Annotated in this window: 10 protein-coding genes; 1 reads left to right on the top strand and 9 read right to left on the bottom strand. The window is 57.6% G+C overall.

Going from position 1 to position 12,427, the window contains the following annotated elements:
• Window positions 1-23: 23 nt before the first annotated feature.
• Entirely contained in the window at window positions 24-1,445 is a 1,422-nt protein-coding gene (locus JO972_RS14915; protein ID WP_309490878.1) for a sulfatase family protein, read from the bottom strand.
• Window positions 1,446-1,455: 10 nt separating this feature from the next.
• Window positions 1,456-2,808 (bottom strand): sulfatase-like hydrolase/transferase, encoded by a 1,353-nt coding sequence (locus tag JO972_RS14910; RefSeq protein WP_309490877.1) that lies wholly within the window; start codon window positions 2,806-2,808, stop codon window positions 1,456-1,458.
• Window positions 2,809-2,943: 135 nt separating this feature from the next.
• Here JO972_RS14910 and JO972_RS14905 point away from each other — a divergent pair, with 135 nt between their 5' ends.
• Window positions 2,944-4,107 (top strand): helix-turn-helix domain-containing protein, encoded by a 1,164-nt coding sequence (locus tag JO972_RS14905; protein WP_309490876.1) that lies wholly within the window; start codon window positions 2,944-2,946, stop codon window positions 4,105-4,107.
• 120 nt (window positions 4,108-4,227) lie between these two features.
• Here the strand turns inward: JO972_RS14905 and JO972_RS14900 are convergent, their stop codons facing one another.
• From JO972_RS14900 to JO972_RS14870, 7 genes are all read right to left on the bottom strand, one after another.
• Entirely contained in the window at window positions 4,228-6,069 is a 1,842-nt protein-coding gene (locus JO972_RS14900) for a phosphoenolpyruvate carboxykinase (GTP) (protein WP_309490875.1), read from the bottom strand.
• Window positions 6,070-6,191: 122 nt separating this feature from the next.
• A complete protein-coding gene (locus JO972_RS14895) occupies window positions 6,192-6,977 on the bottom strand; it encodes a polysaccharide lyase (protein ID WP_309490874.1) in 786 nt (261 codons plus the stop codon).
• Window positions 6,978-6,997: 20 nt separating this feature from the next.
• Complete coding sequence (locus tag JO972_RS14890; RefSeq protein WP_309490873.1) at window positions 6,998-9,574, bottom strand: DNA topoisomerase III; 2,577 nt, start codon at window positions 9,572-9,574, stop codon at window positions 6,998-7,000.
• Between the two features lie 115 nt (window positions 9,575-9,689).
• Window positions 9,690-9,950: a hypothetical protein gene (locus JO972_RS14885; RefSeq protein WP_309490872.1), complete on the bottom strand. Its 261-nt coding sequence runs from the start codon at window positions 9,948-9,950 to the stop codon at window positions 9,690-9,692.
• A gap of 73 nt (window positions 9,951-10,023) precedes the next feature.
• Window positions 10,024-10,725 (bottom strand): SDR family oxidoreductase, encoded by a 702-nt coding sequence (locus JO972_RS14880; protein ID WP_309490871.1) that lies wholly within the window; start codon window positions 10,723-10,725, stop codon window positions 10,024-10,026.
• A gap of 2 nt (window positions 10,726-10,727) precedes the next feature.
• Window positions 10,728-11,453, bottom strand: coding sequence for a cupin domain-containing protein (locus JO972_RS14875; RefSeq protein WP_309490869.1), 726 nt, complete (start codon window positions 11,451-11,453; stop codon window positions 10,728-10,730).
• A gap of 39 nt (window positions 11,454-11,492) precedes the next feature.
• Entirely contained in the window at window positions 11,493-12,386 is an 894-nt protein-coding gene (locus JO972_RS14870; RefSeq protein ID WP_309490868.1) for a class I SAM-dependent rRNA methyltransferase, read from the bottom strand.
• Between the last annotated feature and the right edge of the window lie 41 nt (window positions 12,387-12,427).

Here is a 12,427-nt window from a genome sequence, read left to right as displayed (position 1 = left end):
GCAGGGCAAGGGCCAAGGCACCTCTATTCAGCCGCTTTCTTGACCGTATCGAACTCCGGGTTGACACATTGCTGGCCCCAGCGCTGATAGACGGCACGCAGGCCGGCGAGGGATTCCGGCTGCTCACCACGATCGTTGCTGTCTTGGATCCACTGCTCTAGGACCTGGCGATGTTCTTTCAGTTCGGCAGCGAAGGCAGGGTCCTCGGCGAGGTTATGGATTTGCTCCGGATCCTTGGTCAAATCGTAAAGTTCTTCCGCCGGGCGTTTGCCGAAAAATGCCCACTCGGGGATCTTGCCGAGCTGGCCACTGGCGTGCAGCTCACGCAGGCGTTTGGTCGGGGCTTGCTTGTCGCGATACTGCGGTTGCAGGAGGATGCGGTCGGTCATGAAATTCCGGATATAGCGGAACTTCTCACTGCGCACGGTGCGGATGCGGTCGATGGCGTAGTCGCAGCGATCGCGGGCGGAGATGATGTAGCGGCGCGGCTGATAGTCGTCGGCCAACAGGTTCTGGCCATGCAAGTAGCCCGGCAGCTCGATGCCTGCCATAGCCAGGCTGGTGGCCGAGATGTCCAGCGCGCTAATCAGTTCGCTGCGCACCGACTTTTCAGGAACCCCCGGGCCGGTGATGATCAGTGGCACGTGCACGCCTCCTTCGTAACAGAATTGCTTGTGACGCAGCGAGTGGTTGTTGCCGTGATCGGAGAAGAAAAAGACAACGGTGTTTTCTAACAGCCCATCCTTTTTCAGTCGGGCCATGATCTTGCCCACCTCGCGATCGGTGACTCGCACAGTATCGTAGTGGTGCGCCCACTCCTTGCGGAACAGGTCCTCGTTGGGGAAGTAGGCGGGCAGCTGCATGCGGTCGGGATCGACCTTATTGCTCAGCGATTGGGTGCGTGCTTTGCCCCCTGCCAGCTGGATTTGACCAAACCATGGCTGCCCTTTCGGCACCTGAGACCAGTGGCCTTTTCCCTTTTTGCCGTAGAACCCCTTTTGCTTTTTAGGATTGCCGAGGGAGTAGAGCTGGTCGCGCTGGTAGGAGAAATTGTAGTCGTCCTTGCCGTTGTTAAAGGTGGCGTAGCCATGGGCACGGAACAATTCCGGCAAGGTCTGGATTCCCTCGGGAAGCTGAATCCGGGATTCGGCCGTCCGCGATGATCGATGGTGGTGGGTGCCGGTGGTTGTTTGGTAAACACCGGTGATCAGCGCGGAGCGACAGGCCGAGCAGACGGGGGCGGGGACAAAACACCGACTAAACCTCAGCCCCTGCTGGCTCATCTGATCGAGTGCCGGCGTCTGCCCTTCGTTCACTGGATGACCGTATGAGGCGAGCCAGGGTGAGAGGTCCTCGACGTAAATCCAGAGGATGTTCGGCTTCTCTCCCGCACGCGCGGTCAGGGGGAGCAGGCAGGCGGCGATGAGGAGTAGGGTGCGTTTCACAGGGGGGAGTTTATTTCTTGGACTTTCTCGATGGGGAGCCTGGCCCCCAGAGCGGATCTTGAAGCTGGCTTTCCCACTGTTTCATATCGGACAACAGGGATTTCACCAGTTCCGGATTTTGAGCAGCCACGTTCTTACTTTCTCCGAGATCGTTCTCCAAGTCATAAAGCTCCGGAGTCGCGCCTTCGATGCCGCGGTTGTGGATGAGCTTCCATTTCCCACGACGAAGCGAGATGCTACCCTCAGGGCCGTGCTGGCGCCAGTGCAGGGTGCGTTCAGGCAGCGAGGCGGCTTTTCCTGTCATCAGAGGAAGCATGCTACGACCATCCAAGTTCCACGAGTCGGCCACCGGATGATCTGTCAAATCGACCACAGTGGGGAGGATGTCGAGCGAGATAATGGGGTCGTTGACCACGGTGCCTGCCTTGATTTTTCCCGGCCAACGCATCGCCCACGGTACGCGCACGCCACCTTCCCAGAGGCTGCCTTTTTTCCCTTTCAGCCGGCCGTTGTTCGCGCCCGTGGCGGTTTGGCCTCCGTTATCGTTGGTGAAAATGACCAGGGTGTTGTCCTCGATGCCGCTGTCCTTGATAGTTTTGAGAATTTTGCCGACGTTGTCATCCAGCGAGACCATCAGTCCGGCGTAGTTGCGGCGCATGTTTTTCTTGATGTGCTTGATGCGATCGAGGTCCTTCTTGTTGGGCTGATTGGGTGAGTGTGGGGCGGTGAAGGAAACGAAGAGGTAGAACGGCTCGCCTTTGTTCTCTTGGATAAACTGGCAGGCCGCGTCACCGAAGCGGTCGGTGATGTAACCCTCCTCGGGAGTGGGTTTTTTATTATCAAGGATCACCCGGTGGGGAGATGGTTTCTTGTAGGGATGGTATCCACGTGAACCTTGAAGTAGGCCGTAAAACCAATCGTAGCCTCGTTCGTTCGGGTGGTATTCCGCCGGATAGCCAAGGTGCCATTTGCCGATCAGGGCGGTCTTGTAGCCGAGCTTTTGCAAGCGTTTCACGCCGAAGGTTTCATCGAGATCGACGCCATTTTTGTGGCCCGGTGGCAGGTTGTTATCGAAACCAAACCGTTCTTGATAGCGCCCAGTCATCAGACCCGCGCGCGATGGTGAGCAAACACAGCCGGACATGTAAGCATTGGATAGTCGGACGCCATCGCGGGCAATGGTATCGATGTTGGGGGTCAGCTGTTTCATCTCCTCGGCACAATCCGGCTGGAAACCGAAATCGGCGTATCCTGCATCGTCTGAGAAAAGGATGACGATGTTAGGCGGCGTAGGAGCGGCGTGACTAAGGCTGGGGAGCCACGTGAGGCCAAGTAGGGAGATGGCGAGGAAGGTAGGTTTCATTGCAAGTGTTGAGTGATGGATGAGTTCGTGAGAGCGAACAAAAACGGATTTGGTCCGGCTGATATATACTCACAGGCTGAGAAACATTTGATCGTCAAATTTCCTTTTTAGGTCAGTATATTGGTCATTCCCCTCATGGCCGACAAACCTTGCTACAATATTGCTGTCATTTTTCCGGACTGGTATTCGTTTCTCTTGAATCTGATGGACCGTCTTTTGGAAATCAGGGGCATTCGTGAACATTGTCACTTCAGGAACTTCATCCACACCGATTTCAACGAGCCGGTGGAATTCCCCCAAGGGTATCAGCCGGATGCGATTTTGTGTTCCTTCGACAACGACCAGTTCGATGCTCCTTGGCTGAAGGAACTGGCGCTGCCGGTGGTGAATATCTTTGCCTGCCTCCGTAGTGACCATGCTCAGGTCCTGGTGCGTCAAGAATCGACAGCCACATTGATCTGCGAGCATTTTTCAGCACTGGGATATGAAGAAATTGGGATGTTGGATACCGAGCATCCGCTGGATTATCACCCCGTGCAAGATTGCCTGCGGGCCGAGTGCGAACGTCGGCATATTCCTTTTTGGTCGATGACGCTTCCTGAGGGGATTCGCGCGGGGAGCTTTCAAGAATTTGAGCGCGAGGTGCCGGAGCTCAGAGAGAAATTACTCGGTCTTGAGAAGCGCACGGGAGTGTATACCTCTCATGACATGCGCGGCAGGCTCTTTGCCGATTTTTGCACCGCTTACGATGTCCGCGTGCCTGAACAGGTGGGCATCTTGGGTCGCTTTGACTCGATCAATGCACGACTTTGCACGCCGGAGCTATCCAGCATTGTGATGCCCACTCAGGAAATTGCGGAGAAAGCGATTCAGTTGTTAGTTCGTCTGGTCGAAGGTAGCCACGAAGGAAGTTCGCGGGTGGAAGTGGATGCCAGTGAGATCCGCGTGCGGGAGTCGACCGTCGGAGAGAGCAACCCTGACATGGTAGTGCTCAAGGCGCGTGCGATGATCAGGGACAATGCCTGCCGTGGTCTAACCGTTGATGAATTAACGCAGTCATTGCCGCTGGCCAGAAGCACGTTTGAAAAAAGATACCGCGCACTGCTGGGCTCATCTCCGGCTCAGGACATTCGTCAACTGCGGGCCGAGAAAGCAAGGCGCTTGCTGTTAACCACCAGTCGCACCCTTGAGCAGATTGCCAGTGCCGTCGGTTTTAACGATGCACGTCCATTTGTCGTGTTCTTCAAGCGCGAAGCCGGAATGACTCCTGGCGAGTTCCGCAAGAAGTATGAGAGCTAGTTCCAGCCTACGGCCTCGATTGCGCCGACGGATGGTTTGAAAAAGAACCCGACAGCCAATCTCAACCGACTGGATCAGGTCCAGTGCCGGTTGAGATCAGTGAATCGAATGCATGTGCCGTTAGGAAAGGCGTGATGCTAACAGCTCGCGCTGATAGACCAATTCCTTGGGCAGGTGATCGTAGAGTTTCAAGAACAGCTCACCTTGGGAGAGCAGTTCTTCTTTCCACTCGTCCTTGTCGTAGGCCATGGCCTTATCGAAGTCTTCCTCGGAGAAGTTCTCGATGCCATCGACATCGAAGTCCTCGAAGTGTGGGGTCCAGCCGATTTGGGTTTCGTGGCCGGGGATGCGGCCTTGGCAGCGCTTGGTGATCCATTCCAGAACCCGCATGTTATCGCCGAAGCCAGGCCAGAGGAACTTGCCATTTTCGTCGAGACGGAACCAGTTGACGTGGAAAATACGCGGCACGTGTTTGATCTTGTTGCGCATCGACAGCCAGTGGCCGAAGTATTCGCCCATGTTGTAACCGGTGAAGGGCAGCATGGCGAAGGGGTCGCGCCGGACACCGGCTTTGAGCCCGATGGCGGCAGCGGTGACTTCCGAGCCCATGGTAGCACCGATGTAAACACCGTGCGACCAGTTGAAGGCTTGGTAAACCAGCGGCATGGTCGAGGGGCGACGACCTCCGAAGACGATGGCGGAAATGGGCACCCCGTCCGGGTTTTGCCAATCTGGGTCGATGGTGGGGCACTGGTGGGCGGGAGCGGTGAAGCGGGCGTTCGGGTGCGCTGCCGGGGTCTCTGATTCCGGTGTCCAGTCGTTACCTTTCCAGTCGATCAGATGAGACGGGGCTTCCTTGGTGAGGCCTTCCCACCAGACATCGCCGTCGTCGGTCAGGGCGACGTTGGTGAAGATGACGTTTTCCTTCATCGAGTCCATCGCGATGGGATTCGTATCGTATGAAGTGCCGGGAGCCACGCCGAAGTAGCCGTTTTCCGGGTTGATGGCGTGCAGGGTGCCGTCCTCGTGTGGCCAGAGCCAGGCGATATCATCACCGACGATGGTGGTCTTCCAGCCGGCATCGGCGTATTTCTTCGGTGGCACCAGCATGGCGAGGTTGGTCTTGCCACAGGCCGATGGGAACGCGGCGGAGAGGTAAGTTTTTTCGCCCTCCGGTGACTCCAGCCCGAGGATCAGCATGTGCTCGGCCATCCAGTTGTGCTCGCGGGCGATGTTCGAGGCGATGCGCAGGGCGAGGCATTTTTTCCCTAACAAGGCATTGCCACCGTAGCCTGATCCATAGGACCAGACTTCGCGGGTTTCGGGGAAATGGCAGATGTATTTATCGTCATTGCATGGCCATGGGATGTCTTCCACACCTTCGGTGAGTGGCATGCCCACACTGTGAGCGCAGGGGATGAAGAGGCTGTGGCCATCGCGCTTCTTCGGCGCGGCGCCGCTCTTTTCGTCTTCCAGACGTTTCAGCACATCGGCTCCCATGTTGGCCATGATCTTCATGTTGACCACGACGTAGGCGGAATCGGTGACCTGCACGCCGATCTTGGCGAGTGGGGAATCGATGGGGCCCATGCAGAAGGGGATGATATACATTGTGCGGCCTTGCATGCAGCCGGAGAAGATATCGTGCATTTTTTCTAACATCTCGCTCGACTCCGCCCAGTTGTTGGTCGGTCCGGCGAGGTCGGGACGGCGGGTGCAGATGAAAGTGCGATCCTCCACGCGGGCAACATCACCAGGGGATGAGCGGGCGAGGAATGAGTTCGGGCGGATCTCAGGATTGAGCTTGGTGAAGGTGCCGCTGTCGCAGAGCAGCTGGGTGAGTTCATCCCATTCGGCTTGCGAGCCGTCACACCAGCGGACGTCGGCTGGCTGGCAGAGATGGGTCATTTTTTCCACCCATTTGGTGAGGGCGGGGTGCGTAGTAGAATTGATCGTGCTCATGGCATCCGCTTTTTACCACAGGCGCGAGGGCTGACAATCGAATTTCAGGATATGCGAAGATTGTTGGAGAAATTGACCAATGATGCCACCGGATTAGGGGGAAATCAGAGTTCTAACTGGAGTTAGGGTATGTGTGGAGCGAGGGTGAGACCTTCTCTAACGACGATATTGTCAAAAAGCGCGTGCACGGTTGCCGGTTGTCCATCGGTGTCTCTTGGCGACCAGGCTTCGGTATGACCGCCATGGAAGGTGCAGAACATGAAACAGTGAATCAAGGTGGCATCGTTCTCCAGGCCACGGATCCGAAGGTTTTGACTGCTGGCGACCTTCTTGCCATCGATGAACAGGTGGACCAGGCCGTTTGCTTTCGCACCGTGGTTGAGTGAGACTTGGAGGTCGACGTGATGCCATCTTCCGGGACGGAAAACGGGGGCCGGGCTGCGCTCTCCGATGCCGTAGGTGGCGGTGGGGTGCTGATCGTAAATGTATGTCGATGCCGCGCCGCCCTTCCTGAACATCAGGCGCGCGCTCCACTGGTTGGGCTTTCGTGGCTGCCCGCCGGTCACCGGCTTGACGGGGCCAAGTCCATGTAGCTTTCCACCTTTGGCAAAATCAAAGCCGTTCTCAAAACAGACATCAAAACTCAGCGTGGCGGCGGTGACCTTGCGGCTGAGGGGGAAGTTGGTGGTGATCCGTTCGCTGCCGCGTGCGTAGGGGATGTAGGCCACGCGGATGGCGTCGCTGCCATCCGGACCGGCCGACTTCGCCAGGGAGACCTGACTTTTTTTCAACAGCTTCGCAGCGAGGCTCTTGCGGCCAATCGTATCAAAACCCTCCGCTAGCAGCACGGCGGGCGCTGCCAGAGTCGTCTGGGCGAGGGTCAGGCTGATGAGTAGCAAACGCAGCATCCTGACACTACGCGACGAGGCTACTTCTTCTTCGCTGATTTTTTCTTCGCCGTCTTCTTCCGTGGTTCGAACTCGAAGCCGATCTTGCCGGTTTCTGAATCGTAGGTGAGGTAGGCGGAGAAGGCGCGCTTGGTGCGCTTGGAGACGAAGCCGGGGAGGAGGTCGGTTTTACCTTTCTCGATCAGCTTGACCCCTTGCTCGCTGGGGATCTCGCACTGGAGAATCGTGCGGGAAATTCGGATGCCGTCAGGGTTGTCCTTGTTGGTGATGGCGGGCACATACCAGGCGTTGGCGGTTTCGTAGATCTTGACCTCCTTGCCGTCGGGGGTGGTGACATTGGCGATGATTTGGTCGTCAGTGAGCTCGTCGCGTTCGTCCTCGCCGTTATCGAAGACGAAGCTGACTTTCCACTTGCCGAGTTTACCAGTTTTGGAAACTTCCTGTTTGAGCTCGAGTGCGGCTTCGAACGGGCGGTTGAAGCGGGATTTGAATCCTTCCAGCGGTCCGATGAATTTCTTCTCCAACAGATCCTTCGCTTCCTGATCGCTGAGTGTGCGGGAGGCGATGTGGCGATTGGTTCTGAATCCACACTCCGGGTTGTAGCACTCGATGGTGGCATCGGTGACCTTGAGCTTGTCCGCCTGACAGTTCGGGCAGGTGGCGATGAGGTCCGGGAAGGTTTTGTTCTGCAGCTCGGCGGTGTATTTTTTCGCTTTGTTGACGATGTCACTGGTGAAATCAATGATCTCACGCATGAACTCGGGGCGCGACAGCTTACCTTGCTCCATCTGGCGCAGTTTGCTTTCCCAGTCGCCCGTCATTTGCGGTGAAGCCAGGGATTCGATCCCCAGCTCCTGGGTGATCTCGATCAGGCGCAGGCCGCGGCGGGTGACGTGAAGATCACGGCCGTCGCGTTCGATGTATTTCTGGCGCAGCAGGCCTTCAATGGTGGCGGCGCGGGTGGCGGGAGTGCCGAGTCCGCGGTCGGCCATGGCCTCACGCAGCTCTTCGTCATCGATCAGCTTGCCGGCGCCCTCCATGGCGGAGAGCAGGGTGGCTTCATTAAAGCGTGCGGGTGGTTTAGTTTCGTCGTCCTTGACTTCGATGTGTTCCACTTGAGCGGATTCACCTTCGGAAACCGAGCAGAGTTCGTCTTTTCCGGCGGCGACTCCGGGCTGACGACCGTAAACCGCCATCCAGCCGGGCTTGACCAGAATTTTACCGGTGGTCAGGAAGGCATCGGTCACGTTGGGGTTCTCGATGCGGGTGATGCGGCGGGTGTTGAGGAACTCGGCGTGTGGGTAGAAGACGGCGAGGAAACGTTTGGCGACGAGATCGAACAGCTTCTCGGCGGCCTCGTCCATTTTGACAAAGCGTCCGGTGGGAATGATCGCAAAGTGATCGGATATCTTGGCGTTATTAAAGACGCGCTTGGTGGGGATGATGAGCTTTTCGGACTGCGCGTGTTTGGCGTGCTTGCCGAGCTCGCCACCTTGCTGGGCGATGGCGTCCACCGTTTCGTGCACGTTGCCGAGGTAATCTTCCGGCAGGTAGCGGGAATCGGTTCGTGGGTAGGTGAGCATCTTGTATTTCTCGTAGAGCGCTTGAGCGACCTGTAGGGTGCGCTTGGCGGAGAATCCGAATCGTGATGACGCCTCACGCTGGAGGGTGGTGAGATCGTAAAGTTGGGGTGACGCCTGCTTGGTGGGTTTCTGCTCCTCGCTGACGGTGCCGGTCTTGCCCTCGCATCGTTCGCGGATGGCTTCGGCATCTTCTTTTTTCCAGATTCGTTCGGCGCGGGAGTGTGGGTGCTGGGGATCGCGCTTCCACGACTCATTGATCCAGCGACCGGCGTATTCGCCTTTCTCCACGGAGAAATCGGCGTGGACTTCCGAGTAGGCCTCGGGGATGAACTCGCGGATTTCCATTTCGCGCTTGGCGAGGATGGCGAGGGTGGGGGTCTGCACACGGCCGGCGGCGGTGATATTAAATCCACCGTGGCGCGAGCGGAAACAGGTCAGGGCACGGGTGGAGTTCAGGCCGACCAACCAGTCCGACTCCGATCGGCACTTCGCGGCGGCGGTGAGGTTCTGCATGTCGTCATCGCTGCGCAGCTGGCTCCAGGCGTCGAGGATCGACTGCTGGGTCATCGACTGCATCCAGAGACGCTTCACGGGTTTCTCGATTTTGCCGAGCTCGAGGATATAGCGGAAGATCAATTCACCTTCGCGGCCCGCATCACAGGCATTAACGATGGTGTCCACGTCCTTGCGGCGGCAGAGGCGGAGGACTTGCTTCAGGCGGGTCTCGGACTGTTCGATCGGTTGCAGTTCGAAGGTGCTGGGAATGGCGGGCAGGACCTCGAAGTTCCATGGCAGGTTACGGGGTTTGCCATTTTTCCCAATCGGGCCCTGGGGCATCTTCAGCTCGACCAAGTGACCGACGGCTGAGGTGATGACATAGCCATCGTTTTCAAAATAGACATCGCGACCTTTGCCTTTCTTTTCGAACTTGCCGACTTCGGGTGCCTTGGCAAGTGCACGGGAGAGATCGGTGGCGACGGAGGGTTTCTCCGCGATGATAAGGGTCTTCGACATGGAAGGGGGGGTAAGCCCGGAAACCCTGAATGAAAAGGGAATTTTTTTTTAGAACACTCTTTCCTACGTAGTAGGAAGAAGTTAGCGGGCGCTCCCGGAGGGCTTGAGAAGCAACTTATTGGGCCTGGGCCGAACGTGTGGAAGCGGAGTTTTTATTGATGTCTGAGCAGCGCCGGAAGGCCCGTTTGTCCCAAGTCAGGCGAGTATCTTCCTCCTCTCCTCCAAGCTTGGCGACGGGGGCTGATTCCACGGTAAGCTTCACGGTGATGAGGCTAGTGCAAAGCGGGCAAGGGCCGCTGGCATCGGGGCTGCGCATCGTCAGGATCCCGCCGCAGTCGGGACAGGGGAAGCTAAGCTTATGGGTGTAGATCGCCATGAAGTGATGTGAACAATATCACGGCAAGCTTGGAAAGCAAGGAGGCGATTTGCGTTTGTTGACTATCAACGGTTTAGATTTTCTGCTGGGTGCAGCGAAGCATGATATCGGAAACGTCGACGTGGGCGGGGGTGCGGAGGATGTGCATGACAGACTCGGCGACATCTTCGGCGGTGAGCATATCCATCGAGGTCTTGGTTTCTTCAAGCTGCTGTTCACGGCCCTTGAAGTAGACATCGAGCAGAGGGGTATCCACGAAGCCGGGCGAGACGCAGGCGACACGGGTGGGGTTATCCTGAGATCGCAGTTCGGTGCGCAGGGCGTCCGAAATGGCGCGCACGGCGAACTTGGTGGGGGCGTAAAAGCCACCGGTTCGCGGCACTCGGTGGCCACTCATGCTGGAAATATTGACAATCTGCCCGCCGGATTCCGGAAACAGGGCGAGAGACTTCTGGCAGCAGGTGGCGAGGGCGTGGACATTGACCTGCCACATTTTCTGCCAGTCGGCGGGGTCACCATCGGAAATGCCCGAGAGGATGGCGATGCCGGCGTTATTGATCAGGATATCGAGTGCGTCGAGGCTGGCGAAGGCGGCGTCGATCTGCTCGGGGCTGGTGAGATCACAGCTGATCGGGTGGACTGCCGCCGGGATCTTGCTGATGTTGCGGCAGAGGCCGAAGACCCTGGCTCCAGCTTGCTGAAGTTGTTCCGCGATGGCGAAACCCATACCGGATGAGGCGCCGGTGACGAGGGCCGTTTTTCCTGAGAGATTCATGTTTAACGTTTGGTGGCTTCGTAGATGTGATCGTATCCTTTGAACGGTTCGGGATCGACCGTGAACCAGCTGCTGTTGCGTGAGCGCTCTTTATTATAGGGAGGGGCAAAAATATCGACCAGCTGGGTCAGGCTGTGCGCTTGCAGGCGGTGGATATTGCGCTGCTTCGCGGTTAGGGTGGAGACCATGCCTTTGGCGAGCGTCGACTGGGCAGTTTCTTTAAGCAGGACATTCTTGCTGTTCTTTTTTCTCCCTAACAAATCGTAGTTCCAGACATCCACTTTCCCTGTCGCGCAGAGCAGCACACCGGTCATGCCGGGGTGATCGTGGTGGGAAATTTGTTCGCCCTTTTCGAACTGCACGAGGCTGACCTCGAAGTTGCGTTGGCGCTCGAGCTTGTAGAAGTCGGCCCGTTGGTTGCCGAGCCCTTGCTGGGTTTTCTCAAAAGCCTCAGCGAGTGCCGGATCTTTCAGGTTCAGGCGCAGCGCGAGGGCGGCGGCTTTTTTGACATACTCTGCTTGGTTCCAGTGATCGAGGTGCTGCTTGGACGCTTCCTTTTCCACTGCAGTCAGAAAGGCGTCCCAGTTGATGGCTCCGTCCTCTGGGAGTCGACCCTGGTAGGCATTGGCGCGGGTAGCGAGAGCTGTGATGCCGGGCAGGGCAAGCCCCAGACCGAGGAATCCCGGAAGGGAGGTGCGGATGAAGTGCCGGCGGTTATAGTCGTCCATGCGGTGACGCTAACATCTGTGGCTTGCAGCGCAAGAAAGCTATCGTTTCTGCACCCAGAGTGATTTCAGATAGTTCTCGCCGGTATATTCCTCGGGCATGTCGAGCGCGGTGATGGTGCTGGAAGGGGCGGCATCGCGGACCATGCGAGAGAAGTCGCGGGGGTCGAGTTTTCGGCAGTTGGTGCAGCAGAGCATCCAGCCGCCGGGGGCGAGGCAGGCGTAGGCGAGCTCGACGAGGCGACCGTAATCTTTCTCCACCCGGAAGACCTTGCCCTTGTCGTCGCGTGAGAAGGTCGGGGGATCGAGGATGATGCCATCGAAGGTGCGGCCCTGGCGGGCGAAACGTTTTAGCCAGTGGAAGGTGTCGCCTTTGCAAAAGTAGTGGTCGTCCGGAGCCAGATCGTTGGCGCGGAAGTTGTCGCGTGCCCAGTCGAGATAGATTTGAGATAGGTCGAGGGTGGTGGTGGTGGCTCCGGCGAGGGCGGCGCAGACCGAAAAAGCGCCGGTGTAGGCGAAGGTGTTCAGCACAGTTTTCCCTGGGCCGGAGTGCTCGCGCACGCGGATACGGTTCAGTCGCTGGTCGAGGAAAATACCTTGGGAGTAGCCCGCTTGCAGGTGGATCTTGTAATTGACACCACTTTCGCGGGCGATGAAGGGCTCGTCTTGCTTCGGGCCGGCGATGTGCTGTGGGTTTTCCTTTTCGTGCTGATCGAGACGTTTCCAGTAACAAGAATGTGCCTGTTGCTGCAGCCATGCACGGATCTCCGGGTGGAGTCGACCGTCGCGGGTGGAGACCACCCAGTGTGATGCGAAGGTTTCCAGAAAGACGTCCGGCAGCCCGTCGCCAACGCCATCGACCAGCCGCAGGGCGTTGGTCTGCTCGTCTAGCAGGTGGCTGCGTTTTTCGATCGCGTTCTCTAGTTTATGCTGCATCACGGGGTTGCAATCTCATGATCTCTCTCTATCATCCAGCC

This window comes from Oceaniferula flava (assembly GCF_016811075.1).
In the GTDB taxonomy this organism is placed as follows: Bacteria; Verrucomicrobiota; Verrucomicrobiia; order Verrucomicrobiales; family Akkermansiaceae; genus Oceaniferula; species Oceaniferula flava.
Note: the sequence above shows the minus strand (reverse complement) of the source record. Positions and strands in the feature narration are given on the sequence as shown.

Coding starts and splice junctions, on each gene's coding strand:
- JO972_RS14900 (WP_309490875.1), bottom strand. CDS start 6,069: ATGAGCACGATCAATTCTACTACGCACCCCGCCCTCACCAAATGGGTG.
- JO972_RS14890 (WP_309490873.1), bottom strand. CDS start 9,574: ATGTCGAAGACCCTTATCATCGCGGAGAAACCCTCCGTCGCCACCGAT.
- JO972_RS14895 (WP_309490874.1), bottom strand. CDS start 6,977: ATGCTGCGTTTGCTACTCATCAGCCTGACCCTCGCCCAGACGACTCTG.
- JO972_RS14880 (WP_309490871.1), bottom strand. CDS start 10,725: ATGAATCTCTCAGGAAAAACGGCCCTCGTCACCGGCGCCTCATCCGGT.
- JO972_RS14870 (WP_309490868.1), bottom strand. CDS start 12,386: ATGCAGCATAAACTAGAGAACGCGATCGAAAAACGCAGCCACCTGCTA.
- JO972_RS14885 (WP_309490872.1), bottom strand. CDS start 9,950: ATGGCGATCTACACCCATAAGCTTAGCTTCCCCTGTCCCGACTGCGGC.
- JO972_RS14910 (WP_309490877.1), bottom strand. CDS start 2,808: ATGAAACCTACCTTCCTCGCCATCTCCCTACTTGGCCTCACGTGGCTC.
- JO972_RS14905 (WP_309490876.1), top strand. CDS start 2,944: ATGGCCGACAAACCTTGCTACAATATTGCTGTCATTTTTCCGGACTGG.
- JO972_RS14875 (WP_309490869.1), bottom strand. CDS start 11,453: ATGGACGACTATAACCGCCGGCACTTCATCCGCACCTCCCTTCCGGGA.